22 protein-coding genes are annotated in these 26,054 nt (G+C 64.4%); 6 read left to right on the top strand and 16 right to left on the bottom strand.

Annotated features, from left to right (window positions below; translation table 11 throughout):
- Window positions 1-109: 109 nt before the first annotated feature.
- Both BMY30_RS17820 and BMY30_RS06325 read right to left on the bottom strand, forming a co-directional pair.
- Window positions 110-415, bottom strand: coding sequence for a hypothetical protein (locus BMY30_RS17820; RefSeq protein WP_170840087.1), 306 nt, complete (start codon window positions 413-415; stop codon window positions 110-112).
- A gap of 125 nt (window positions 416-540) precedes the next feature.
- Entirely contained in the window at window positions 541-2,946 is a 2,406-nt protein-coding gene (locus BMY30_RS06325; RefSeq protein ID WP_170840086.1) for an amylase, read from the bottom strand.
- A gap of 157 nt (window positions 2,947-3,103) precedes the next feature.
- Here BMY30_RS06325 and BMY30_RS06320 point away from each other — a divergent pair, with 157 nt between their 5' ends.
- Together BMY30_RS06320 and BMY30_RS06315 are read left to right on the top strand one after the other, a co-directional pair.
- Complete coding sequence (locus BMY30_RS06320; protein WP_170840085.1) at window positions 3,104-3,694, top strand: TetR/AcrR family transcriptional regulator; 591 nt, start codon at window positions 3,104-3,106, stop codon at window positions 3,692-3,694.
- Between the two features lie 84 nt (window positions 3,695-3,778).
- Window positions 3,779-4,348 (top strand): carboxymuconolactone decarboxylase family protein, encoded by a 570-nt coding sequence (locus tag BMY30_RS06315; RefSeq protein ID WP_089711715.1) that lies wholly within the window; start codon window positions 3,779-3,781, stop codon window positions 4,346-4,348.
- A gap of 86 nt (window positions 4,349-4,434) precedes the next feature.
- Here the strand turns inward: BMY30_RS06315 and BMY30_RS06310 are convergent, their stop codons facing one another.
- From BMY30_RS06310 to doeA, 12 genes are all read right to left on the bottom strand, one after another.
- The gene (locus tag BMY30_RS06310; protein WP_089711712.1) at window positions 4,435-5,118 is read right to left on the bottom strand and encodes a haloacid dehalogenase type II; all 684 of its coding nucleotides are present in this window, start codon (window positions 5,116-5,118) and stop codon (window positions 4,435-4,437) included.
- 80 nt (window positions 5,119-5,198) lie between these two features.
- A complete protein-coding gene (locus tag BMY30_RS06305) occupies window positions 5,199-6,146 on the bottom strand; it encodes a cyclodeaminase (protein WP_089711710.1) in 948 nt (315 codons plus the stop codon).
- 26 nt (window positions 6,147-6,172) lie between these two features.
- The gene (gene eutB / locus BMY30_RS06300) at window positions 6,173-7,165 is read right to left on the bottom strand and encodes a hydroxyectoine utilization dehydratase EutB (RefSeq protein WP_089711708.1); all 993 of its coding nucleotides are present in this window, start codon (window positions 7,163-7,165) and stop codon (window positions 6,173-6,175) included.
- 95 nt (window positions 7,166-7,260) lie between these two features.
- Window positions 7,261-8,688 carry an aspartate aminotransferase family protein gene (locus BMY30_RS06295; protein WP_089711706.1) on the bottom strand — a complete coding sequence of 476 codons (1,428 nt, stop codon included), beginning with the start codon at window positions 8,686-8,688 and terminating at the stop codon, window positions 7,261-7,263.
- A 165-nt stretch (window positions 8,689-8,853) separates the two neighbouring features.
- On the bottom strand, window positions 8,854-10,335 hold the full coding sequence (locus BMY30_RS06290) for an NAD-dependent succinate-semialdehyde dehydrogenase (protein WP_089711704.1): 1,482 nt from the start codon (window positions 10,333-10,335) through the stop codon (window positions 8,854-8,856).
- A 287-nt stretch (window positions 10,336-10,622) separates the two neighbouring features.
- Entirely contained in the window at window positions 10,623-13,406 is a 2,784-nt protein-coding gene (locus BMY30_RS06285; RefSeq protein WP_089711702.1) for an aminotransferase class I/II-fold pyridoxal phosphate-dependent enzyme, read from the bottom strand.
- A gap of 57 nt (window positions 13,407-13,463) precedes the next feature.
- Window positions 13,464-14,462 carry a C45 family autoproteolytic acyltransferase/hydrolase gene (locus BMY30_RS06280; protein WP_244516134.1) on the bottom strand — a complete coding sequence of 333 codons (999 nt, stop codon included), beginning with the start codon at window positions 14,460-14,462 and terminating at the stop codon, window positions 13,464-13,466.
- Window positions 14,463-14,509: 47 nt separating this feature from the next.
- Window positions 14,510-15,982: a biotin carboxylase gene (locus tag BMY30_RS06275; RefSeq protein ID WP_089711946.1), complete on the bottom strand. Its 1,473-nt coding sequence runs from the start codon at window positions 15,980-15,982 to the stop codon at window positions 14,510-14,512.
- A 168-nt stretch (window positions 15,983-16,150) separates the two neighbouring features.
- Entirely contained in the window at window positions 16,151-17,020 is an 870-nt protein-coding gene (locus BMY30_RS06270; RefSeq protein WP_089711700.1) for a carbon-nitrogen hydrolase family protein, read from the bottom strand.
- A 183-nt stretch (window positions 17,021-17,203) separates the two neighbouring features.
- Window positions 17,204-17,677: an Lrp/AsnC family transcriptional regulator gene (locus tag BMY30_RS06265; protein ID WP_089711699.1), complete on the bottom strand. Its 474-nt coding sequence runs from the start codon at window positions 17,675-17,677 to the stop codon at window positions 17,204-17,206.
- Window positions 17,674-18,687, bottom strand: coding sequence for a N(2)-acetyl-L-2,4-diaminobutanoate deacetylase DoeB (gene doeB, locus BMY30_RS06260; RefSeq protein WP_089711697.1), 1,014 nt, complete (start codon window positions 18,685-18,687; stop codon window positions 17,674-17,676). Before doeB ends, BMY30_RS06265 begins: the two co-directional genes overlap by 4 nt.
- A gap of 33 nt (window positions 18,688-18,720) precedes the next feature.
- The gene (gene doeA / locus BMY30_RS06255) at window positions 18,721-19,920 is read right to left on the bottom strand and encodes an ectoine hydrolase DoeA (protein ID WP_089711944.1); all 1,200 of its coding nucleotides are present in this window, start codon (window positions 19,918-19,920) and stop codon (window positions 18,721-18,723) included.
- A gap of 274 nt (window positions 19,921-20,194) precedes the next feature.
- Between doeA and BMY30_RS06250 the strand changes: the two genes are divergently transcribed.
- The 4 genes from BMY30_RS06250 to BMY30_RS06235 all read left to right on the top strand — a co-directional run bounded on the left by BMY30_RS06250 (window position 20,195) and on the right by BMY30_RS06235 (window position 23,911).
- Entirely contained in the window at window positions 20,195-21,145 is a 951-nt protein-coding gene (locus tag BMY30_RS06250) for a 2-hydroxyacid dehydrogenase (RefSeq protein WP_089711695.1), read from the top strand.
- An 89-nt stretch (window positions 21,146-21,234) separates the two neighbouring features.
- Window positions 21,235-21,804 carry a nicotinamidase gene (locus tag BMY30_RS06245; protein ID WP_089711693.1) on the top strand — a complete coding sequence of 190 codons (570 nt, stop codon included), beginning with the start codon at window positions 21,235-21,237 and terminating at the stop codon, window positions 21,802-21,804.
- The gene (locus BMY30_RS06240) at window positions 21,801-23,147 is read left to right on the top strand and encodes a nicotinate phosphoribosyltransferase (protein WP_089711691.1); all 1,347 of its coding nucleotides are present in this window, start codon (window positions 21,801-21,803) and stop codon (window positions 23,145-23,147) included. Before BMY30_RS06245 ends, BMY30_RS06240 begins: the two co-directional genes overlap by 4 nt.
- Window positions 23,148-23,167: 20 nt before the next feature.
- Entirely contained in the window at window positions 23,168-23,911 is a 744-nt protein-coding gene (locus BMY30_RS06235; protein ID WP_089711689.1) for a ZIP family metal transporter, read from the top strand.
- Between the two features lie 146 nt (window positions 23,912-24,057).
- Here the strand turns inward: BMY30_RS06235 and BMY30_RS06230 are convergent, their stop codons facing one another.
- The gene (locus BMY30_RS06230) at window positions 24,058-24,795 is read right to left on the bottom strand and encodes an SDR family oxidoreductase (RefSeq protein ID WP_089711687.1); all 738 of its coding nucleotides are present in this window, start codon (window positions 24,793-24,795) and stop codon (window positions 24,058-24,060) included.
- 69 nt (window positions 24,796-24,864) lie between these two features.
- The gene (locus BMY30_RS06225) at window positions 24,865-25,980 is read right to left on the bottom strand and encodes an alkene reductase (protein WP_089711685.1); all 1,116 of its coding nucleotides are present in this window, start codon (window positions 25,978-25,980) and stop codon (window positions 24,865-24,867) included.
- Window positions 25,981-26,054: the final 74 nt, after the last annotated feature.

Below are 26,054 nucleotides of genomic sequence, written 5' to 3'. Positions count from 1 at the left end.
GGGTTCCGCTGAGAGTTACGTAAGGGAACCGCCTTGAGGCGGAAAGGGAAGAGGCCAGGCCGCCACCTTGGTGACGGGCCTGGTTTCCCGCTGATGGGGAACGAAAGGCTCAGCCCTCTGCTTCGCCCTCGCCTTCTGCTTCACCCTCGGCCTCACCTTCTGCTTCACCCTCGGCCTCACCTTCTGCTTCACTCTCGGCCTCACCTTCTGCTTCGGCGCCGCCCTCGGCGTGAGCCTCGGCAAGCATCAGCGGGGCCTCCTGGCCATTGGTATAGCCGAGTTCAGGGGATGTCTCGCTGGCAACGGCCTGGAGTGCAGCACCGCTGGCAACCAGGGCAAGTGTAGGTGCCGTATAGCCCAGTTGACGACTGAGGCGACTCAGCAGGCTACGACGCTTCTCATCTTGTAGTGTCATGATCATGACCTCCTTGATGCACATTGGGCGACATGCTGGGCATGCCGTCTTGCAGTGAAGTCGGCTCTTGGGGCCGGCTTCGTCATCGGTGATGCCATCGCATCACCGTATGCTCGTGCCCCGGATCATCCCTTCGCCATGGCAGGGTGACCGACCGAAAGATCGGGTTCTAACCGAGTGATCAGCCATTCGGCCAGAGAGTCAGCATCCGGCGCATCCGGTCCCGATTTCACGGCGCTCGAGTCAAGAGTGGCGAGCCAATCGCTCAGTAGCGTCACGCTCCGGGCATCCAGTGCCTGGTTATCGGCGGTCAGGCAATTCGCAAGCACGGCGCCAAGCACCTCCAGCATGGCGACCGGAGCGAGGGTTTCCTTGGCAGACACTTCTGCCGGCAGCAGCACGCCGCGAATTGTCACTGAGTCGGGCAACTCAGTTTCGGCAATGTCGGTGACGCCCGGCAGAGGGAAATCCAGAGGCTCGGCTGTTTGCGGGTTCGCCAGATCCAGGCGCACGCCCCGGGTCAGCACGCCACCCGTGGTCTCCCCTAGCCGCTGCATCAACAGGCAACTCTCCTCTTCGTCGGGTAGCAGGCAGAGCACCCCGGTACCCTGCGGCGTGACCAGTAGACCAGCGTCTATCACCGGGCGACCGGGCATCGCGGCTTGTCGAATCAGATGCGCCATCAGTACTGGGCCCAGCTGTGCCAGCGTCAACCGCGAGGCCAATAGTCGATCGTCGGTGGCCAGCGCATAGCCGCCGGCCTCGCGCAGTACAGCCAGCCGTGGAAGCCGGCTGGCAGTCTCATCGTCAATCGGTGACAGCCATTCGCCGAACCAGGTCGTCAACCGCGCCAGGGCGGGACCGCTACCCATGTCCAGTCTCCAGTGACGGCCGTCCAGGCTGAGTCTCATGGCCCGCCCTGACGATGACACCGGCGTCGTCTGATCATTGGCGCCGTGGTCTCCCGCCAGTGCTTGCGGCACGACGCCCTGCTGGCAGAGCAGGCCGGTAAGGCACCAGTCGTGCAGGGTGTTCCACACATCACGCCGCATTGCCGTACGCTCTGCCGGCACCCCCGTCTCGGTAGTGGCGTGAGCCAGCTCATCGGCGATGGCATCGGGCTCCAGCCCGTCGGTCGCCAGCAGCCAGGTCAGGGCCGCCGTGTCGTTAGGGCGATAATAGCGACCGCTGCGTGTGTCATAGAGTGCAAGGCGCTCTTCATCGACCAGTTCCACCACGTGGCGACGCTGTAGTCGCGGGCGCGGCAGAGAACGCCCTGTCAGCCCTTCAGCCAGCGACAGGTCAGCCGGGGTGGGCAACGTGAAATAGGGCAGGTAACGCTCTGGGTCGTCGGCCGGCAGCAGCCGACGGAAACCTCCGGCACGACCCTGTTCGGCTTCGGCCTCGGCGACCAACCGAGCGGCGAAACCGGGGCCCTGCAGGGCAGCATCCGTCTCGGCCGTTTCGGAGAGCGCCTCGCCAGGGATATCGATCAGCGAGACCATGTCACGCACCAGCCCGCCCTTGACCGCTTCCTCGATGCGCCCTCCTGTCTCCGGGGCGGCACAGATCCCCAGCGAGGGGCTGAGGTTGCACTCCAGGATCCACGGTTTGAGGGTGTCGTCCACCAGGCAGTCGAGTCCCAGCAGCTCATAGCAGCCACGCGGATCGGCGCCGGCCTGAGCCGTACGGCTGCGCATGGCGTCCACGGCGGAGATCGCAGTCAAGGCCACCAGATCCTCGATTCGCGTGAAGAGAGCATCGTCGTCGTTTCCCTGGTCGCGCAACCACTGTCGATAGCGGTCGAGGTCGATAAACTCAACCGGCACCTCGGCTCGGTCATTGAGGGCATTGATGTCCGGATTGGTCAGCTGGCTGAAGGGGTTGTCGGCATCCTCGGGATCCCAGGGCTCGGAGGCCAGCTTGGCGAAGCCCTGGCGATAGAGGTAGACACGCAGCGGCTCCAGGGAGGTAATCAGCACATAGAGTCGCAGCACATACTTGTGGCCGCGAATGGTGTGAGGATTAGCCACATACTCCTGTACCAGCCAGTCCTGGGCGAGCGGCGCCTCGGCGACATCCTGCAGGACGCGTACCCCCTTGCCCTTGGAGGCATTGGTGGGCTTGAGGATCCAGCGCTGGTCGGGGTTGGCCAGGGCGGCATCCTGCAGCGCATGGTAATCACCGGGCATCACGTAGGCATGGGGGAAAAATTCCAGTCGCCGGGCAAGATCATGCCGGGCGCCATGGCTGTCCCGGATGCGCTCGCGCAAAGTGGAAAGGCTGTCGTGGAGACGGCTCTTGACGGTCAACGCGGCATTGCCCGGAAAGTGGTTAATCCTGCGAGTCGGCGAGACCCGACGGAACTGTGCGGCATCCGGCATACCGGTGATCCAACCGGCATCCCAGTCATGCTCGTCCCCGAGTTGCCAGCCCAGAGGCTCCAGGGCCTCACGGAAGAACCGGTCCTGCTCGGCCGCCCGCTTGCCGCCCAGCCAGAAGCGTCTTGTCGGCGAATGCTTTTCCGTCATGCTCGGGGTCTCCTCTACGGCCATCGTGAGCGTGATGCTGTTGATGATGGCGTCTGGCTACTCTGTCGACGCAACCAAACGCTCCTTACATCGATAGCAAGCGGGCATGATCTGTCGCGCATTGATTTATGGAACGATCGATACTAAATTAAACGCTATGACACGAGGACGCCCTATCGCATTCAGCCCGGACGAGGCTGCCAACGCCGCCATGCAGGTCTTCTGGTCACGAGGCTATGAAAGCGCTTCGACCCGGGACCTGCTCGCGGCCATGAGCCTCTCGCGCAGCAGCCTCTATCAGGCCTTCGGCAACAAGGAGCAGCTATTCCTCGAAGCCCTGAGACGCTATCGCGAGTCTCTGGTAGGACGTCTGGGTCGCCGCCTCGAGGCATCTCCCTCGGCAGTAGATTTCCTTGCGAGCTTGTTCCGCGAGACAGCACAAGAGGCCGGCAGCGATCGCGCCGCACTGGGTTGCCTGATCTTCAACTCCGCCAGCGAGCTCGGCCAGCAGGATGGCCTACCCTCGCAGCATGCCCGCCAGAGCATCGCCGCCATCACGGCACTGTTCCAGCAGGCAGTGGAGCGAGCCCAGGCGGAAGGTGATATCGACCCGGACCGGGATGCAGCGGCCCTGGCCAGCTACCTGACGATGGGCATGGCCGGGCTCAGGATCCTGCTGAAGAGTGGGTCAGACACCCACCAGGCCGGACAGGCGGTCGAGCTGCTCCTGGACGGACTCCGACGCTGACGTTTTTTTCCTCGCCATTTTTGGAACGATCGATCCTTAAATGGTGCAACAGCAATACCCACGACAACAAAGGAGACATACACCATGTCCGCCGACTATCAGATGCAACTGGCTCCGCAGACCCTCGACAACGCCGATGCCAAGGCAAAACCTTTGCTCGAGAAGGCCAACGAAACGCTGGGCTTCGTGCCCAAGATGTACGAAGGCATGGCCAAGGCCCCGGGCGTGCTGGACACCTACCTGCACGGCTACGAGCTGTTCCGCGAGGACTCCGGCTTCGCGCCGCCCGAGCAGGAAGTCGTGTTCCTGACCATCAGCCGTCTCAACGGCTGCAGCTACTGCATGTCCGCCCACAGCATGCTGGGTGAGAAGATGTCAGAGGTGCCGGCCGATGTCCTGGAAGCGCTCCGCAACGACAAGCCGATTGCGGACGAGCGCCTCGCCGCACTGAGTGAATTCACCAAGGTGATGTTCGAAACCCGGGGCAAACCCACTCAGTCAGACGCCAAGGCTTTCCTGGATGCCGGCTTCGAGGAGCAGCAGGTGCTGCAGATCGTGCTGGCCCTGGCGGTCAAGACGCTCTCCAACTACGCCAACCACGTCAACCACCCGGAACTCGACGAGGCATTCGCCGGCCACGCCTGGCAGGGCTGATCAGCGCTTTCCTCGCACCAGCGACGGAAACAGCAGCGCCCCGCGGCTCTCCAGTCGCGGGGCGCTGTTGTGTCATGCTGGTGCAGCTAGCCTAGCCGATCGGCCAGGGCATCGAGGTCGGGGACGGTAATGTCGGGCTCGATTCCCCAAGGATCGAAGGGAGCATCTGGAACACGGCGAATCCAGGCGGCATGCAGCCCGGCATACCGGGCACCGATGACGTCGAAGGAGTTGCTGGAGATCAACCAGGTGTCGCCGGGCTCGCTCTCCAGCCGGTAACGCAGATGCGCGTAGACCGCCGGGTCGGGCTTGAATCGCTTGACCTCATCGACGCTGACCACCATCTCGAAGCGCTCGCGGATTCCTGCCTGTTCGAGCAGCCCCTCGACCGCCTCACGGCTGCCGTTGGAGAAGGCCACGCATCGAACCCCCGCCTCGGCGAGGCGATCCAGTGCGGACGACGCCTCGGGAAAGGCCGGCAGCCGGGCATAGACACCCATCAGGTGTTCCTTGTCGGTCTCCGAGAAGCGCGTCTGCAGGGCGCGGTCGGTGAACTCCAGCGCTTCGCGGGTACACAGGGAAAAGTCCGCGTAGGCACCCATCAGGCCGCGCCGGAAGCTGTACTCCAGCTGCTTGTCGCGCCAACGCCGCGAGAACGCCGGGGCCAGGTCAGAACGGTCCTGCCCGGCAAGGCGCTGTTCGAGTTCGGCGACCACGCCATGGGTGTCGATCAGGGTCCCGTAGACATCGAAGGCGAGTACCATTGCCATCCCCTTGCTCCTTTCATCGGTGAAAATCCCAGCCTGCGCCAGGAGTCCCGCGACGACAAGTCGACTTGCGGCGACAGGGCTCAGCCGGACACGAGCTGCGCCAGGGCGAAGTTGGCGATGGCGGTATCCTGGACACCGGTGCCGGTGAGATCACACACCGTGAGCGTGTCCTCCGACAGGCGCAAGCGCTGCCCCTCGGCAATCACACGGCCCAGCTCATGGACCTTGAAAGGCACTTCGCCGCCTTCGAACGCCTTTAGCTCACCGTTGCCTTCACTCTGGGCACGGCTATCGCAGACGAAGGCGTCGGCCCGGATCAGCACCGAGGCATCGAGCTCGCGCTTCTGCGCACTGTCCGAGCCCATGGCGGTGACATGCACGCCCGCGGGCAAGTCCCGGGCATGCAGCAATGGCAGGTGTGACGGCGTGGTGGTGACGATGATATCCGCCGCGGTACAGGCCTCGGCCACGTCATCGTGGACGGTTACCCTCAGCCCCATCGCGCGCATCCGCTCGGCGTAGCCCTCGGCGGCCTCGCGACGGCGGGCCCAGACGTCGACACTATCGAGGTCGCGCACCAGGCGCAGCGCCTGCACCTGCCGCTCGGCCTGCTCACCTGCGCCCAGTACCGTGACCCGTCGGCTGTTCTCCCGTGACAGCTGCTTGGCGGCGATCGCGCCAGCCAGAGCCGTGCGAACCTGGGTGAGGTAGCCTTCGTCGAAGAGCACCGCCTCCACCAGCCCGGTCCTGGCCGAGAAGACCAGCATCAGGCCATTGAGGCTGGGCAATCCCAGCTTGGGGTTGTCGAAGAAGCCGGGGCTGACCTTGATGGCGAAGCGCTCGGCGCCACGGATATGGGCCGTCTTGACGTCCACCTCGCCGTTGGCTTCCTCGATGGCCATGGAAAGGATCGGCGGCTGCACCACCTCGCCACGCCCCAGGGCGGCGAAGCCCGCCTCCACGGCGGCCAAGGCGTTGCCATCAAGCCCCACGGCACCTTCTATGGCATCGCGATGATAGAGCTTCATCAGTATCTCCACAGGGAAGAGGGAACTCAGCGTCCCGCCAGGGCACGCGCCCGATCGAGAGTCGCAAGCGACACGCCATTGCCGGAGAGGATCAGCGCCACGCGCTGGCCTCGCACATCCAGGCCATGCTCCTCGATGGCGGACAGGCCCACGGCGGCGGCGCCCTCCACCAGCAGCTTCTCGTCCTGGAGGATATCGACCATGGCCGTGGCGATGGCACGCTCGGAGACCTGGAGGTGGTCGTCCATCACCTCGCGCACCAGGGCCAAGGTGCAGCGATTGTCGAGCCCGATGCCGCCGCCCAGAGAGTCTCCCAGGCTCTCGACCTCATCGACCGCCACGGGGTGGCCAGCCTCGAGACTCTCCCACATGGCCGCGCCATGCGACAGACTCACCCCGGTGACCCGGCAGGCCGGACGAATCGCCTTCACGGCCGCGCCGATGCCGCCCAGCAGGCCGCCACCGGAGAGACCCACGATGACCCGGTCCAGGTCCGGGCAGTCCTCCATGAGCTCGAGGCCGATGGTGCCCTGCCCCGCCACGATCCGCGGGTCATCGAAGGGCGGAACCAGAGTCATGCCGTGCTCGCTCACCAGCCGCTCGACCTCCGCGAAAGCCTCATCCTGACTGGCTCCGACGCGTCTCGTCTCGGCACCCAGCGCCTCGATGGCGGCGACCTTGTTGTCCGGTACCAACCGCGAGAGACAGATCACCGCCGGTATGCCAAGGGATGAGGCGGCGTACGCCACTGCCCGGCCGTGGTTGCCGGTGGAGGCCGTGACCACTCCGGCCGCCAGCGCCCCCCGGCCGTGCCGCTCGATCAGCGCGACGAGCATGTTGACGGCACCACGCAACTTGAAGGCGCCGGTGGGCTGGTGGGTCTCGAGCTTGAGCAGGATCTCGGCATCAAAGCGCTCCGATAACGCCGCCGAGCGTATCAGTGGCGTGCGCACTACCTTGTCGGCGATGCGCCGACGCGCCTGATAGAGCGTCTCCAGGGAGACACCGTGATCGTGCATCGTCTCTCCTCCGCGCCAACGGCGTCGCCGCGGGAAGGCCCGCGGCGACGCTCATGGTTTACGGTTTCCCGGCGTGGCCAGGGTCGGGCAAACCGTCAGGCGACCGTATCCGCCACCGTCTTGATGGCACCCTCGCGGACCAGCTCGTCCAGCACCGCGTCCACGGCGCGACGGGTACGCGCGATGATCTCGTCGACCTCCTCGCGCGTGGTTACCAGGGGCGGCGCGAAGCCGAGGATGTCTCCCTGAGGCATGGCGCGGGCGATCAGGTTCTCTTCCATCGCCGCGGCGGCGATGCGTGGGCCGACCTTGAGGGTTGGGTCGAAGGCCTCGCGACGGCTCGGGTCGGCGGCGAACTCCAGGGCCGCCAGCATGCCCACGCCACGCACATCGCCGACGATGGGGTGGTCGCCGAAAGCGGCCTGCATCTGCTGCTGCAGGTAGGCGCCGGTCTCGGCGGCATTGGCGGTCAGCCCCTCGCGCTCGATGATCGCCAGGTTGGCCAGGCCGGCGGCACAGCCCAGGGCATGACCGGAGTAGGTCCAGCCGTGACCGATGGGGCCATATTCCCCAGTGCCTTGCTCCAGCACCTGCCACACGCGGTCACCGACGATCACGCCGGAGAGTGGCTGATAGGCGCTGGTCAGGCCCTTGGCGACGGTGATCAGGTCAGGCTTGATGCCATAGAAGTGGCTGCCAAAGTCGGCCCCGATGCGCCCGAAGCCGCACACTACCTCGTCGGCGATCAGCAGCACGTCGTACCTGGCCAGCACCGCCTGGATCTCGGCCCAGTAGCCTTCCGGCGGGGGCACGATACCCCCGGTGCCAAGCACCGGCTCGCCGATGAAGGCGGCCACCGTCTCCGGCCCCTCGGCGAGGATCATTTCCTCGAGCTTGGTCGCGCATTGCTTAGAGAACTCGCGTTCGCTCATGCCCTCGAGCTCGGCGGCCCGCTGGTAGTAGAACGGCGCCTCGGTGTGGCGGATGGTATCGATGGGCAGGTCGAAGTGGTCATGGAACGCCTTGAGGCCGGTCAGCGAGCCCGAGGCAATACCGGAGCCGTGGTAGCCACGCATCCGCGAGATGACCTTCTTCTTCTGCGGCAGGCCGCGCACGTTGTTGTAGTAGCGCACGATCTTCAACTGGGTCTCGTTGGCGTCGGACCCTGACATGCCGTAGTAGACCTTGGACATGCCGGGGCCGGCGAGCTCGAGGATCTTCTCGGAAAGCTCGATCTGCGGCTCGCTGGAGTGCCCCACATAGGTATGGTAGTAGGACATCTGCAGGGCCTGCTCATAGATGGCCTCGGCCACTTCGGTGCGACCGTAGCCGATATTGACGCAGTACAGCCCGGCGAAGCCGTCAATGAACTCGCGGCCATCCCTGTCAACGATATGGATCCCCTTGCCGCCGGTGATCACGCGGCCCGGTGCATCACCCTGGGCGAAGTCGCGCAGGTGGGTGGAGGCGTGAAAGGTCACCTTGCGATCACGAGCGATCAGGTCCTGGTGCTGCTGGTTCATCGTGTTTTCTCTATTCTTGTCAGGGCATCCTGCCAGGGCAATTACAGATAGGGGCTGATCCGCCGGCAGGTCTACGAGGAGGCGCCCGGCGCTGAGTGCCCATTTGCCGGGGAGGCCTCCGGCCTCCCATCGCGCAGCAAGCTGTGCTCCCACAGCCTCTTCCACTCAGCTGCCGGAGACGGAGCCAAGGGCGCCGAGGCAGTAGTACTTGGTCTCCAGATACTCGTCGATGCCGGTCACCCCGCCCTCGCGGCCGAGGCCGGAATGCTTGACGCCACCAAAGGGCACGGGCGGCCCGGTCATCTTCACCGAGTTCACCGAGACCATGCCGAACTCCAGGGCCCGCATGATCTTCCAGATACGGCGGATGTCATGGGTGTAGAGGTAGGCCGCCAGGCCGTATTCGGTGTCGTTGGCCATCTCGATGACCTGGTCATCGTTGGCGTAGGCGGTGATGCCCGCCACCGGCGCAAAGCTCTCCTCGTGCCAGATCTTCATGTCGCGGGTCACATTGGTGAGCAGCACGGGCATGAAGAAGTTCTCGCCCGGGGCCTGGCTCTGGTCACCGGCCACCAGGGTGGCGCCCTTGGAGATGGCGTCGTCGACGATGGACGCGGCCTTCTCCACCGCCTGGCGATGGATCAGCGGTCCCAGGTCGATCTCTGGCTCGAGGCCGTTGCCCACGGTCAGCGCCGCCATGCGCTCGGCGAAGTGCACGACGAAGGCGTCATGGATCGACTCGTGGACCAGGATGCGGTCCGCAGCGAGGCAATCCTGCCCGGCGGTCTGGAACTTGGCCGCCACCGCAGCGAAGGCGGCCTCCCTGGGATCCATGTCCGGGCCGACGATGAAGGGCGCATTGCCGCCCAGCTCCAGCGAGACGCGCTTGACGGTGTTGGCACATTGCTCGAGCAGCAGCCGGCCCACCCGGGTGGAGCCGGTGAAGGAGAGCACCCTGACGCGATCCTCGGCACAGAGTATGCGCGACACCTCGGGCGGATCACCCAGCACCACGTTGAACACCCCGGCCGGAATGCCGGCGCGCTCGGCGAGTTCTGCCAGCGCCAGCGCCGAGAACGGCGTCTCACCGGCCGGCTTGACGATCACCGTGCAACCGGCGGCCATGGCGGCGGCGGCCTTGCGGGTGATCATAGCCAGCGGGAAGTTCCACGGGGTAATCAGGGCGGCGATACCCAGCGGCTCCTTGAGGGTCCCCAGCGCTGCATTGGGGATGTGGCTGGGAATGGTATCGCCGAAGGTGCGCTTGCCTTCCTCCGCAAACCAGCGCACGAAGCTGGCACCGTACTCGACCTCGCCGCGAGCGTCGGGCAACGGCTTGCCTTGCTCCAGGGTCATGATGGTGGCGAGGTCTTCGCGATGGGCCTGCAGCAGGTCGTACCAGGCCAGCAGCCGCTCGCAGCGCTCATCGACGCGCAGTGCGCGCCAGTGCATGAAGGCTGCCTCGGCAGCATCGACTGCGGCGGTGATCTGGTGGGGTTCCAGCCAGGGAATATGCCCCAGCGCCTCGCCGGTGGCCGGATCGAACACGGCCTCCTCGCGACCGCCCTCGCCATGGGTCCATTTGCCGTCGACATAGGCATATTGACGGAGCAGGCGCGGATCACTGAGCTTGCTGGACAGAGTCATACTGTACCTCCTTGACGCACCGGCGTGTGTCAACACCGGCGATGTTCCGGCGCGGCTTCGGGCGCCGAGAAAATGAGCCCGGCGCGGCTCTGGGCGCCGAGGAAAAGTTAAAAACGGGCAAGCCGCCTGTTGGTAACGCAACAGAGCGGCTCGATGGGATCAGGATAGGGGATTTGGCAGGACGGGACTTTTTGTTACTCATGGCAAGCGGCACAGGATTTTTTGTCCTGTGCCGCAAAGCTGCCGTTTTTTCTGTGGGTCGCCGTTGGTTCAGCGCGTTGCCGCGCTCACCCCGCTGGCGGGTTGTGCAGTGCGTCCTCGGTGAACACCAGCAGGCCGAGCTCCGGGCGATAACCGTGGATCTCGGTGACATCCAGTGCCTGCAGGAAGTAGAGAATCTCCTCGCTGACCACCTGCCCCGGGACCAGCACCGGGAAGCCCGGCGGGTAGGGAATCACGAAGCTCGCCGACACCACGTCGCGACCGGCCCGCATGGCCGCCTGGACCTCGCCGTTGTCGAAGCGCAGGTACTCGGTGTTCTCGTCATCGTAGCTGAGGAAGTAGGCACAGCGGATGTCCCCTTCCGGCGTGTTGCCGTCGGGGTCGGGACGGAAGGCTGCGTGGAAGCGGCTGAAGTCCGGCAGCGGCGGCAGTTCCTTGGTCAGCGAATGAACCCGGTTCTCGATGATCTTGCGTTCCGGGCGACTGCTCTCCTCCCAGCGATACTCGAACTCCTTGGCCAACTTGATCAGCACGTCGAGCAGATAGGCGATGGAGCCGCGGGTGGTACCGATGTTGGTCATGAACAGCACGGTGTTGCGCGAGGTCTTGTTGATCTGGATGCCGTACTTGTTCATCAGGTATTCGTTCTTGAAGGTATCCCCGTCGATACCGGTGGCGCCGATGGCGATGGTGATGCGGCTGGGATCGACGACGAATTCGTCATTGGCCCAGGCCTCTTCCATCTTGTTCCAGCCGGTGACCGGATCGTAGAAGGTCTCGACCCCCGACTGCCGATACTCCAACGGCACCATGTCCTTGTTGATCAGCACGCGGAAGTACTTCTGCAGCAGCGGGTGGGTATAGAGCTGCTCGCGTAGCGACAACGCCGCCTCCACCTGGGCGTGGACCAGCTCGAAGCCCTCCATCTCGGCCTGCATGCGCCCCACGTCCAGTGAGGCGATGATCTGGTAGTTGGGCGAGGTCGAGGTATGGGTCATGTAGGCCTCGTGGAACGGCGCCTCGACCTTCTGGCGATAGTCCTGGTCCCAGACATGGATCATTGACCCCTGACGCAGCGAGGTCAGGGTCTTGTGGGTGGAGTGGGTGGCGTAGGCACGGATCCGCACCTGATCGGGGTCGGGCAGCAGGGGCCGGTCGAGCCAGGTGGCATCGTCGTCGGGATCGAGGGCGTCGAATTCCGCCTTCCAGGCGTCGTACTCCTCACGATAGGCCTTGCTGCCGAAGCGGTCACACAGGGTGCGGGCGGAATGCATGGCAGTGCGTGGCCGATAGGTGGGGTTGAAGCCGGCGAAGGCGAACCACGCCTCGTCCCAGAGGAAGACCAGGTCGGGCTTGATCGCCAGGCACTCCTCCATCACCCGGCGCACGTTGTAGACCACGCCGTCGAAGGTACAGTTGGTCAACAGCAGCATCTTGACCTTGTGCAACTGGCCCGAGCGCTTGTACTCGAGCAGCGTCTTCTTGATCTCCTTGAGCGGCACCGCCCCGTACATGGAGTAGTCATGCAGCGGGTAGGAGTCCAGGTAGCTGACATGCGCGCCGGCCAGCACCATGCCGTAGTGGTGTGACTTGTGGCAATCGCGGTCGACCAGCACGATGTCGCGCGGCTTGATCAGCGCCTGCACCACGATCTTGTTGGCTGTAGAGGTGCCGTTGGTGACGAAGAAGCTCTGCCGCGCGCCGAAGGCCCGCGCCGCGTACTCCTGGGCCTTCTTGATCGGCCCGTAGGGCTGCAGCAGCGAATCCAGCCCGCCGGAGGTGGCCGAGGTCTCGGCGAGGAAGATGTTGATGCCGTAGAAGTCGATCATCTGCCCGGCCCAGTGGGAGCGGGTGATCGACTTGCCCCGCGAGATGGGCATGGCATGGAAGACCCCGGTGGGCTTCTTGCTGTACTCGCGCAGGGCATCGAAGAAGGGCGTACGGTAGCGGTTGTCGATGGCGCGCAGGATGGTGTGGTGCTGCTCGATGTAGTCCGTCTCGCGATAGAAGATGCGATTGAAGTGACGGATATCGCGACTCGCCGTGGCCTCCACGTCGCCACTGGTGACCAGGAACTGGTCGATCTCGGGGCGCAGCTCGTGGATCATGGTGCTCAGCAGGATGCTGCGCTCGGCCTCGGACTGGTGCTCCAAGGACTGCTCGGAAATGCCCTCGAGGTAGCTGCGCAGTGCGCTGAGGTTGTACTTCGACTTGTAGGGGAATTCGTAGCGGATCAGGCAGGCCTGGATATTGGGGTTGACCAGCACCGCGATCAGCGCGTCCTCGAAACTGCGTACCGTGACCACGTCGTAGACGAAGCGGTCCTCGGGACGACGCATGTTGTGGAAAGCCTCGCGGACGACTTCTTCCTCCGGGGTCGATAGGTTGTCGACGATAAGCAGCTCGAAGTAGGGCTGAGCCGAGCTGTTCGACGCCGGATGCCCGCGGCGCAGCTGCGCCAGCGCATCGAGGGTCTCGAGGTCCTCGGCATCGGCGTCGGTCTCGGAGAGATCGACGTGGCGCCGCCGGTAGGACTCGCTGATCAGCGCGCGCACCAGACGCTTGACCACTTTCTCGAGCAGCCCATACTCCGCGCGGTCGAACAGCGACCATAGATGACGAAAATCCTCCTTGGAGGGGAAGGCGTGGTAGTCCTCGATGATCTCGAGCCGCGTCAGCTTGATGTCGACGGCCTTGACCAGGTTCTTGACCCGGCCCTCGTCGTTCAGGCGTACCAGCTGGCCGAGATCACGCTTGAGCGCATTCCAGGTGTCGGCACGCAGCTGGGAGATCTTGTGATAGAAGCCCAGGGCGGTATAGGGCGTCTCGGTATGGCTAGTCTCTTGCATGGCAACACCCATCCTTGCTTGTTGTTGTCGAGGAACAGCGACCAGGGGTAATACGTATCAGCCGTCGTGCAGCGCCCGCGTGCCGTAGCGTACGGTGATCCGCTCCTCGGGAAAGTCATCGAAATTAAGGTCCAGATTCATGCCGGGCCAATGGAACTGGGCACGCCCCGCGTGGGGGTGGTAGACCGCGGTATACACGGTCCCCAGACCACGCCGGTAGTCGTGACGGAACAGCGGCGGTGCCGAAAAGGCCGCGATCAGGCGCTCCTCGGTGGTGGCCTCATCGTCCACCAGGATCGATAGCTGACGCTCGCGGATCAGGGTCTCCGAGGCCAGGGCATGGGCATACCACTCGATCTTCTTCTGGTGGTTGGTGGCCACCGGCACGCGGCGGATGCTGGCACGGCGATCCGGACCGATCATCGCCGTCACGTAGCGGCCGGCGGCGTCGGCCACGGTGATGTTATAGGCCATGTGGGTGGGCACCCGGGCCAGCACCTCGGCCGCCTCGGGGACGCTGTCACAGAACTCAAGCAGGTAACGCAGGATGATCGGGGCACCGAAGCCCTCGCCCACCGCCTTGCGACCGCCAAAGGCCAGCGACACGGCGAGCCCGCGGTCGTTCATGCCATCGAGCACGCCCCACAGGCAGTCCGACATGGCGATCACCCGCCGCTCGTTCCAATGCGTATAGAGGATCGTGCCCTCGCACAGCTCCGGCGGATAATCATAGTTGCGCGCCAGCACCGTGGATTCGGGGCTGGCGAGCACGGCCTGGGAGCAGCCGGTGATATAGGGCGGCGGCTGATAGAGGCTCAGGAAGCGCGCGGCCAGGTCACTGCCGCCGGCCAGATCGCAGAGCGTCCGATAGGTACCGAGCAGCTCCGGCATGTGGCGGCGCAGGGCGTTGTAGCAGGCGAGATAGCCCGGCCGCTCGCGCTCCCCTTCACTGAGGTACCACTGCTCGTAGGCCGGCCAGTGGTAGGCGAACAGCGCCTGCCACCGGGGGCCGGCCGTATCTTCACGCAGGGTCCGGAAATCGAGCATCTTGTCCATGTCAGCCGACGGCACCTCCCGGTGCGGCAGAGAAACGGTCCCGGAACTCACAATATCTTGAAGTTGCCGCCACCGACGGCATGGCTGACCGCCACCTCCTGCACCACCGGGTCCTGCAACGACTGGCCGGCGTACTGGCCGCGGATACCATCGATCCAGGCCTTGGCACGTTCGTTGAGCTGGAAGTCGTCGTCCATCAGCCGCCCCCGAGTGATCAGGATGCCGAGGTCCGCCCCTTCATAGCGGAAGTCCCCCGCCCCGCTGATGCGCAGGAAGAAGCCCTCGCTGTCGTTCTCCGCGGCATGAGGGTGGTAGCTGTAATGGTCGTAGCTGACGCTGCCATCGCCGGCCATCTTCCACACCCCGGTGCGCGGTGCGGCGGTGAGCAGGTCGACGCTTTCGTCGGTGTGCTTGATCACCAGCTGGCTCCAGCTGTCGACGCTCTCGGGGTGCGACCAGCGCTCGTTGATCTCGTTGATGTCGAGATCGAAGTCGACGTCCGAGAACTCCAGCAGGTGGAAGAGGAACAGCGGGATATCGGAGTGGGCGAAGGCGGCCACGTTGGTCAGCGAGCTGGCGCCGGTGACACGTGGGTTGAGCTCGCCCAGGTAGACCTCGCCGTTGTCCATGTCGATCAGGAAGTCGAGCTCGAAGTAGCCGCGGTAGCCTTCCTCGCGCAATGCCTCGCCGAACTGGAAGGTGTACTCGCGCGCCTTGTCGCGGATCGACTGGTCGAAGGCACCGGCGAACATCTCGTTGCCACACCAGCCGCCCTTGTAGGGGGTCAGCGTCTTGAAGCCCACCAGCTCGGTCATCAGCGGGCCGACCACGGTGCCACAGCGAGTGGCACAGGCCTCGATGGCCGAGCCGCGGCAGTTGATGCGCTTCATGATCTTGACTTCGGACTCGGCCTCGATCTCCTCGGCATGCTTGTAGTAGTCATCCTCGCTGGAGATGAAGAAGGTGGTATGGCCGGAGTCGCCGAAGGCAGTCTGCACCACCAAGTCATTGCCGAGCTCCTTGCTTACTTCGCACAGCTCCTGATAGCTACCGACCTTGGCCAGTACATTGGGTACGCTGGGCACGCCGGCCTTGTTACCGATGCGCACGGTCTCGATCTTGTTGTCCATGCGGCTGCGCAGGTTCGCCGGCGGGAACGCCACGCGGAGCCCGAGCTGCTTGCAGGTCTCCTCGGTGTGCTCGTCGAACATCAGGAAGGCAGCCACGCCGGCATTCTCGCCGTCCGCCCGCGACTGGATGTAGTCGATCACTTCCTTGTGCTCGAGAAGGTAATTGTTGATGTCCTCGATGCTCTCGAAGTCGCGCGGGAACTTCTCCTTGGGCACGAAGACGTTGCGCTGCTGGCCTTCGAAGCAATCGATATAGTTGATATGGCGGAAATTGCCCACCCAGTCGCCGATGCCCAACAGGTTGAAATTGGTGGCCGAGATGAAATAGATCGGCTCCTTGTTGTTGCGGAAGTGCCGGCGGACATCGGCAATGCTTGTTATTTTACTCATCTTCGTCGCTCCATCTTTGACGGGGGAGGCGCCGAGCGCCTTGCGCGCGGCAGGGGCTGCCGGGGAATTACCGAACAGGCGGCGCAGCTGTCGAATCAATTGCTCCAGCATGGGGTCTTCTCTTTTCTCTTCTCTCTTATCTCAACTGCACCGCCCGCAGGCGAAGGATCAATACTCTTCGACATCGGCGCGCAGCGGCTTCTGCAGCGGGCCGAGGGTATCGAGGAAGGGGCTCGAGCGTGCATCACTGCGGTAGAGCGAGAAGTCGACGGACCGGTCGCGGAAGCTCTTAAGCGGCTGGCCGAGGCCTCGCAGGCCGGTCTCGCGCTCACGACGCACCCGGCTGGGATCGATCTCGATAGGCATGATCTCCTCACCGGTACCGGCCTGGTGAATGACGTCACCGGAGGGGCCGACCACGATGGAACGGCCGTTGCCGAGCGCGCCGGCGCCATTGATATCGAAGAAGTAGCACTGGTTGACCGCAGCATTGGTACGGGCAATGGACAGCTCGATATCACGGTCGATGGTGTCGGTCATGGTCGGGTGAAGGATCACCTCGGCACCCATGGCGGCCAGGGTACGGGTGGTCTCGGGGAACCACATGTCGTAGCAGATCGAGACCCCGAAGCGAGCCACGTTGGGAACGTCGAAGGTGACGAACTCGCTGCCGCTCTCCACACCAGCTTCATAGGGCCGGAAGGGGAACATCTTGCGGTAGCGGGCCACCACCTGGCCGTGGGGATTGATCACCGAAAGGGTGTTGAAAACGCCCTCGTCGGTATGCTCGAACATCGAACCGGGGATCAGCCAGATGCGATGCTGCTCGGCGATCTGGCAGAACAGGGACTCGCTGCTGCTGGGCATCGGCTGAGCGTGATGCGGCGATGCCCCCATGGGCATCAGCTCACTGAACAGGACCATCTGCACCTGCGGGAAGCGACTCATCAGCACGTCGATCCGGTGGCGCATGGCCTCGGTGTTGTCACCATGGTGCAGGGCGTGCATCTGCACCCCGGCAATCGTGAAATAGGACATTTTGGTCTCTCTGCGTCAGGCGATCTCGGAAACTTCCAGGGCGCTGTCGAACACTGTCCGGCACCTTCGGGAGCATGCCGGTGGGATCGCCCGGCCGGGTGAGCCTCGGCCCACCCTCCTGTCATCAAGTTATGCCACAAGGGCCGAGGTGACATCAACGCTGTACTTTCGGTCGGCCGGGTCTCAGGACAGGTCGTCCGGCGTTAAGCCTGGAACGGGGCGTTTCACTGTCTTGGTAACGATATAGGTGAAGTAGCGCTCGATGCCGGCCTCACCGGTCAGCCAGGCATCCATTAGCCGCTGGTAGGCATCGATGGAGTCGGTCTCGAACTTGATCAGGTAATCGACACCACCTCCCACGGCCACGCACTCGGTGACTTCGGGGGTAGCGTGAACCAGCGCCTCGAAGCGGGCGAAACTCTCGGCATTGTGCTGCTTGAGTTCAAGCTGCACCCATACCGGGGTGCGCTTGACCAGCGCTGCGGCATTGATACGTGCGCTGTAGCCCTCGATGATACCGGCCTTTTCGAGCCGGCGCACCCGCTCCCAGCAAGGACTGACCGAGAGGTTGATCGCCTCGGCCAGCTTGGACTTGGTGATACGGCCGTCGCGCGTGAGGATCTCGAGGATCTTCAGGTCATAACGGTCGAGCTTCATGAGAGGGTATCGACGACATCGGCAATGACCGCGATGGTATCACCCATATTGACCAGCGCCGGATGGCGCCGCGCCGCTAGCACGCCACCTCGCCGGGCGCGATATTCCACCGGTGCGGTGCCGCTGCGCGTCATGTCATAGACCCGAGCCACGACCTCGCCCTCCTCCACGCGCTCGCCCAACGCGAAGCAGAGCTCGAGCACGCCGGAGTGCTCGCTCTGCACATAGCAACTGGCATCGGGCATGTCGAGATAGACCTGGGGTTCGGCCGGCATTTCCACCTCGCCGGCCATCAGGCCATAGTGCACCAGGAAGTTGCGCACGCCGCGCTCGGTGATCGCCATGCTCTGCGGCGTGGAGGAGCCGCCGCCGCCCAGTTCGGTGGCCACGAAGATCTTGCCCTGGCTCTCCACCGCGGTGTCGAACAGCGCCGCGGCGTCGAGCTCGAACATCATCATGGCGTAGGGGGCGCCGAAGGCCTTGGCGCCTTCCAGGGCCTGGCGCTGCTGGTCGGCATCCTCCAGCACGTGGGAGGCGCCGAAGGGAATGATATCCAGGGTACGACCACCGGAATGAAGATCGAGCACCACGTCGCACATCGGCACCATCACCCGGGTAAAGTAGTCGGCGATCTTCTCGGTCACGCTGCCGTTCGGGTCCCCGGGAAAGCTGCGGTTGAGGTTGCCGCTGTCCAGACCCGAGGTGCGCTTGCCTGCCATCACTGCCGGTTGATTCATGCAAGGAACGATGATCACCCGGCCGCGCACATCCTCGGCCTTGAGCGAGCTCGACAGCTTGAGCAGCGAGGTGATGCCCTCGTACTCGTCGCCGTGGTTGCCGCCGGTGAGCAGCGCCGTGGGGCCCTCGCCGTTCTTGACCACGGTGACCGGAATCATCACCGCGCCCCAGGCAGAGTCATCCACGGAGATCGGCAGCTTGAGAAAGCCGTGCTGAACGCCGTCGGCGTCGAAATCCACGGTGGCGGAAATGGGGCTGGGACGCTTGGTCATGTCAGGGAACTCCTTGTTCTAAACGGTGGCGGCTCAGCGCACAAATAGCTGGCGCGGGAAGTCGGCCAGGGTCTCGCAACCGGTCTCGGTGATCAGGATGCTCTCGGTGATCTCCAGGCCCCAATTTTCCTCCCACAGACCCGGCATGAAGTGGAAGGTCATGCCGGGCTGCAGTACGGTCTCGTCGGAGGGACGAAGGCTCATGGTGCGCTCGCCCCAGTCCGGGGGATAGCTGATGCCGATGGGATAGCCGCAGCGCGCGCCGCCGCGGTCGAAGCCGTACTTGTCCATCGCCGCGCCCAGGGCCATGGCGATGTCCGCGGCGCGATTGCCGGGCTTGGCCACCGCCAGACCATTCTCGATGCCCTCGAGCAGCGCCGACTCGGCGCGCACGAACTCCTGGGGCGGCCTGCCCAGGAAGACCGTCCGCGACATCGGTGCATGGTAACGTTTGAAGACCCCGGCAATCTCGAAGAAGGTGCCCTCGCCCTCGCGAAACGGTGTGTCGTCCCAGGTCAGGTGCGGGGCGGCGGCATCACTGCCGGTCGGCAACATGGGGACGATGGCGGGATAGTCGCCACCGTAGATCTTGCCCTGCTCGTCTCGCCAGCCTTCGATGCCGACACGATAGATCTCGGAGACCAGCTTGCTCTTGGGCAGACCCGGCTCGATCACTTCCAGGATCCGCGTGTGCATCCCCTCGACGATCTTCGCCGCCACGCGCATGTACTCGATCTCCTGGGGCGACTTGACCGCGCGACACCAGTTGACCAGCGCATTGGCGTCCATGAAGCGGGCGTGGGGCAGCTCGCGCAGCAGGCTCTGGTAGGCCTTGGCCGAGAAGTAGTAGTTGTCCATTTCCATGCCCACCACACCCTCGTGCCAGCCGCGGTCGGGCAGGATGGTCTGGGCGAGGTAGTCCATGGGATGCATGTCCGGATTCTGCACGTAGTAATCCGGGTAGTAGGTGATGTTGTCCGGATCGATCCAGCAGGTCCGCAGTGCGCCGTTGGCGTCCATCCGTCGACCGTACCATACCGGTTCACCCGCAAGGCCAACGAGCACACACTGGTGCACGTAGAAGGACCAGCCGTCGTAGCCGGTCAACCAGGCCATGTTGGAGGGATCGCTGACGATCAGCACGTCGATACCGCGGCTGGCCATCTCGGCACGCACCTTCCACAGGCGGGTCGCGTATTCCTCCCGAGTGAAGGGCAGGGAAACCTGGATCATGAAGCCACTCGCCATCGCATCATCAAGAAAATCGGCCCTCTCTGCGCTGAGAAGGCCGGGCCGGGGGCCGCATCACCATCGAAGTGCCGGGCCGCCTCATGGGAGCCGCGGGCATAACGGACAGTCTATATCGGTTCCCCTGAATGGAGGTTACTGCCAACCCACGGTAGGCGGTCAAGCATTTCGTGCTGCCGTGTTATGGATGCACCGTCAACCTTGTTCGCAGCCCCGCACGCTCCCATGATGAAAGACCACGACTAGCACGGGAGGGGTCATGAAGGTACTGGTCCATATCGACGACGCCGAGCAATGGCGGGAGGCCCTGGCCAGGCGCCTGCCCAACGCCGAGGTGTTCACCAGCAGCGCGCCGGCCGAGAAGCGTCGCGAGGCGGACTACCTGGCGGTGTGGAAACCCTCCGCCGAGCTGCTCGGCGAGCCCGAGCGGCTCAAGGGCATCGTCAACCTGGGCGCCGGGGTGGATGCACTGCTGGGCAACCCGGGGCTCCCCGAGGGCGTGCCGATCGTCAAGCTGCGCGACGCCGGCATGGCCGAGTTGATCGGCGACTATGTCCGCTACGGTATCCTGCACTTCCAGCGAGACTTCGACCGCTACCGCCGCCAGCAGGCTCGCTGCGACTGGCGTGAGCATGCGGTGGTCGACAAGGCCGACTGGCCGGTGGGCGTGCTGGGGCTGGGCGCCATCGGCGCGAAGGTCGCCGCCATGGTGGCCGCCGACGGCTTTCCAGTGCATGGCTGGAGCCGCTCGGAGAAATCCCTCGACGGCATCACCTGCCATCACGGCGACAAGGGGCTCGCTGAGCTGCTCGACCAGGTCATGAGCCTGGTGCTGCTGCTGCCGGACACTTGCGCGACGCGCCATGTCATCGATGCCGATGCCTTGGCGAAGCTTCCCGAGGGGGCCAGCCTGATCAACCCAGGGCGCGGCACTCTCATCGACGAGGCCGCCCTGCTCGATGCGCTTGGCCATGATGGCGATGACGAGGGAAACACGGAGGGCCGGCTACGCGGGGCACTGCTCGACGCCTTCCCCGAAGAGCCGTTGCCCGAGGACAGCCCGCTGTGGCGCCACCCCCGGGTGTGGGTCACCCCGCATATGGCCGGCCCCACCCCGCTGGGAGCGGCACTGGACCAGGTAGCCGAGGCGCTGCTCGCCTTCGAGGCGGGGAAGGCACTCGATACCGTCGACCCCGAGGCCGGTTATTGAGCCGCGCCCTTATTGAGCCACCCCTACAACAAGCCCCGGCAAGGCCGTACGCTGGCAAGTGATGACACTCAATGAGTTCAGGGAGATACATGATGACCATGAAGGTGGATTATACCCCCCGCGACGCGCTGCTCGTCGTGGATATGCAGAACGACTTCTGCGAGGGCGGCGCCCTGGCGGTGGACGGTGGCAACGCCCTGGTGCCCGGCATCAACGCCGAGATCGAGGCAGCCCAAGCGGCCGGCGCCCTGGTGGTCGCCTCTCGAGACTGGCACACCGTCGACCACGTAAGTTTCTCGCATCGTGGTGGCCCCTGGCCGGTCCACTGCGTGCAGGACACCCACGGCGCGGCCTTCCACCCCGACCTGACGCTGGGCGATGACACCATCCGCGTCAGCAAGGCCACCGCCTTCGATGCCGATGCCTATTCCGCCTTCGACGGCACCGGACTCGGCGGCTACCTTAAGGAGAAGGGTATCGAGCGAGTGATCGTCTGCGGCCTGGCGCTGGACGTCTGCGTCAAGGCCACCGTACTGGCAGCCCGCGAGGAGGGCTTTGACACCCTGTTCCTGGAGCCCCTCTCCGCGGCGGTGGATCCCGACGCCGTGGCCGAATGCCGGCGCGAATTCACCGACGCCGGTGCCGAGGTATGCTCATGAAGGAGTCGATCCCCCTGCAGATCGAGGATGGCGAGCTGGCCCTGCTGACCGACCTCTATCAGCTGACCATGACACAGGCGTACTGGAAGGAGGCGATGCACGAGCGGGCCACCTTCAGCCTCTTCTTCCGCAAGATGCCATCAACCCGTCGCTTCATGCTGGCCTGTGGACAGCAGCATGCCGCAGAACTGCTCAGCCGGTTGCGCTTCGGCGAGAAGGCACTCGAGCGCCTGGCCGATACCGGAAAGTTCGAACAGGGCTTCCTCGACTGGCTGCGCGACTGGCGCTTCACTGGTGATATCTGGACAGTGCCCGAAGGGACGCCGGTATTTGCCAACGAGCCACTGCTGGAAGTCGATGCGCCCATCGCCGAGGCCCAACTGCTCGAGAGCCTGGTAATGAACCTGGTGCAGCTGGAGACGGTCCTCGCCTCCAAGGCGGTGCGCCTGGTGATGGCGGCCCAGGGCCGCCCGGTGGTGGATTTCGGCATGCGCCGCATGCATGGCGTGGACGCCGCCGTGCGCGGAGTCCGGGCCTACCGCACCGCGGGGCTAGCCGGGACCAGCAACGTGCTCGGCGGCCTGCGCCATGATCTGGCGATCAACGGTACCATGGCGCACAGCTACATCCTCGCCCATGACGACGAAACCGAGGCCTTCCGCGCCTTCGCTCGTCATTACCCCGGCACCACCCTGCTGGTCGATACCCATGACACCCTCGAAGGGGTGCGCAAGGTGATCGAGATCATGCGCGAGGAACCCGAGGTCGGCGTCAAGTCGATCCGTCTCGACTCCGGCGACCTGGGCGAACTGGCCAAGAGCGCGCGCACGCTGCTCGACGAGGCGGGGCACGATGACATCACCATCGTCGCCAGCAGCGGCCTCGATGAGCACAAGATCGCGGCACTGATCGAGGACGGCGCCCCCATCGACGCCTTCGGCGTCGGCACCCAGATGGGCGTATCGGCGGATGCCCCGGTGATCGATCTCTCCTACAAGCTGGTGGAGTATGCCGGCACCCCGCGGGTCAAGCACTCGCCGGGGAAGATCAACCTCCCCTGTCGCAAGCAGCTGTATCGGCGCCAGGACGAGCACGGCCGCTTCGTCGGCGACGTCATCGCCCTGCGTGACGAGGAAATCGATGCCGGTGAGCCGCTGCTGCGCCCGCTGGTTCGCGCGGGAAAGCTGGACGATGACGAGATGGCACGGGCCGATGACGCCCGCGAGCGGGTCTCGGATGCCCTCGAGCGCTTTCCCGAGGACATCAGGCACCTCGCCGAGGGCGGGAGCGACTATCCGGTCGAGTTGAGCCCGGGGCTCGACCGTCTGCAGTCGAAGACCTGACACCAGAGCGGTTCTAGAAGATGGCCCTCGACGTATCACTGCTCACGGTCTTCATCGCCGCCATGATCACGGCGCTCGCCACCGGGCTGGGCGCCCTTCCCTTCCTCTTCGTGAAGCGATTCGGGGCGAGATGGCTGAGCCTGTTCAATGCCCTCGCCGCCGGCCTGATGCTGGCCGCCAGTCACAGCCTGATCAGCGAGGGAGGTAATCTAGATCCCTGGCTGACGGTGATCGGCATGCTGCTCGGCCTCGGGCTGGTCATCGGCTCGGATGCCTGGATCTCCCGGCATGGCTCGCCGGACATCAACGAGCTCAGCGGCGCCAATGCCCGCAAGGCGCTGCTGATCCTCGGCGTCATGACCATGCACTCCTTCGCCGAGGGCGTCGGCGTGGGCGTCTCCTACGGGGGCGGAGAATCCTTGGGCATGTTCATCAGTGCCGCCATCGCCGTGCACAACATCCCGGAGGGCCTGGCCATCAGTCTGGTCCTGATTCCTCGCGGCATGTCGGTGCTCAAGGCGGGGGGCTGGAGTATCTTCACCAGCCTGCCCCAGCCCCTCATGGCCGTTCCGGCCTTCCTGTTCGTAACCTGGTTCGAACCCTTTCTGCCGATCGGTCTCGGACTGGCGGCTGGCGCCATGATCTGGATGGTGTTCGCCGAGCTGATTCCCGATGCCATGGAGGATGCCTCCGGAAGTTCGGTCGGCACCACCGTGACACTGGCCTTCATGGCGATGTTCGCCTTCCAGCACCTGATCAACTAGGCAACTACCAACTTGGCAACTACCGGCAACCCCATATCCGGGGTACACCAACGCAGCCGGGCCAGGTCGCTCTCGACCCGGCCCGGCTTGCCTCGTGTCATCCAACGGGCGAGTCCCTCGCCCGTTGGATTAAAGCACCCGCTTGTTCAGAGCGGCTGCTTGGTAGGACGAATGATCAGCTCGTTGACGTCGACATCCGCCGGCTGCTCGATGGCATAGGTGATTGCCCGAGCGATGGCATCGGCATCGATGGCCATCTCGTAGAGCTCATTCACGTTCTCGGCGGTGTCGGGGTCGCTGATGGAGGTGGTCAACTCGGTGGCCACCGCCCCGGGAGAGATGTTGGTAGAGCGGATTTCCTCGCCACCCTCCTGGCGAATGCCCTCGGAGAGCGCCTTCACCGCATACTTGGTGGCGGAATAGACGGCCGAGGCCGGGAAGACCACGTGGCCAGCCACCGAGGAGAGGTTGATGATATGGCCAGCATGCTGCTCGCGCATGGTCGGCAACACCGCGGCAACACCGTAGAGCACGCCCTTGATGTTGACGTCGATCATCTGCTCCCACTCGTCGACCTTGAGCTGGTCAAGCGGTGACAGCGGCATCACGCCGGCGTTGTTGACCAGCACGTCGATGCGGCCATAGGCCTCCTTGGCGGCGGTCGCCAGGGCCTCGACCTGATCACGGTCGGTCACGTCGGTAACGCGATAGATAGCCTCGCCGCCCTGCTCGACGATAGCATCACGCAGCGCCTCGAGACGCTCCTCGCGGCGTGCGCCGAGCACCAGCTTGGCGCCGGCTTTTGCCAGCCGGTGGGCGGTGGCTTCGCCGAGGCCGCTGCTGGCACCTGTGATGATGACGACCTTGCCATTGATCTCGGACATAAAATCTTCTCCTTGGAAATAGTTAGTAGTGTCATTACCCGGCCGACTCGGCCGGGGTATTCGAAGATGTCAGGCCGGCTGTTCGGCCAGGCTCGGGTAGTCGGTATAGCCGCGCTCGTCACCACCGTAGAAGGTACTGTCATCCCAGTCATTGAGCGGCGCATCGAGACGGAAACGTTCCGGAAGATCCGGGTTGGCGATGAAGGGTCGTCCGAAGGAGACCAGGTCGACCTTCCCTGCAGCGATACGCTGGCGGGCCTCGTCGGCGCTGTAGGCACCGTTGCCGATATAAGCGCGTGAGAAGGCCGCATGAATGGCCTCGATCACCGTTTCGGGACGCCCATTCGCATGGTTGCCCTGGAAGGAGTCCTCGACCAACTCGATGAAGGCCACCCCGATCCCGTCGAGAGCCCGAGCGAACTCGCCGAAGGTGGCGACCGGGTCGTCGTCGACCATGGCGTTGAAGCTCCCGGTGGGGCTGACACGCACGCCGACGCGATCGGCACCCCAGACATCGACCACGGCCTGGACGACTTCCCGCGGCAGGCGCAGGCGATTCTCCAGCGAACCCCCGTAGGCATCCGTGCGCTTGTTGCTGCCACTCTTCAGAAACTGATCGAGCAGGTAGCCATTGGCCGCGTGGACCTCCACACCGTCGAAGCCGGCGCGCTTGGCGTTCTCGGCACCCTGACGGAACTGCTCGACGATGTCAGGCAGTTCTTCGAGTGCCAGCGCCCGCGGCGTCGGAATATCCACCATGCCGGAATCGGCGCTGATGAAGGTCTTGGCGCCTTCCGGCTTGATCGCCGAGGGAGCCACGGGAGAAGCGCCATCCGGCTGCAGTGCGGGGTGGGAGATCCGCCCCACATGCCAGAGCTGCAGGATGATGCGTCCGCCGGCCTGGTGTACGGCATCGATCACCCGCTTCCAGCCCTCGACCTGCGCCTCGGAATGAATCCCCGGAGTGAAGGCGTAACCCTTGCCTTGGGGTGAGACCTGAGTGGCCTCGGCGATGATCATTCCCGCACCGGCCCGCTGACGGTAGTACTCGACATTCATGTCGTTGGGCACATCGCCCGGCTGCGAGGACCGAGCTCGAGTCAGCGGCGACATGATCACCCGGTTGGGCAACTCCAGGGCACCGAGAGTGAAAGGTTCGAAAAGGCTATCGCGTTGCGTGGTCATCTACGACCTCCTGTGTCGATGTCTGTCTGGACCCATTGGTTTGAACCGTTTTTAGACCAGTCTACTAATAACGT

The organism is Halomonas daqiaonensis (assembly GCF_900109725.1).
GTDB classification, from domain to species: domain Bacteria; phylum Pseudomonadota; class Gammaproteobacteria; order Pseudomonadales; family Halomonadaceae; genus Halomonas; species Halomonas daqiaonensis.
This window is presented reverse-complemented; position numbering and strand designations above follow the sequence as displayed.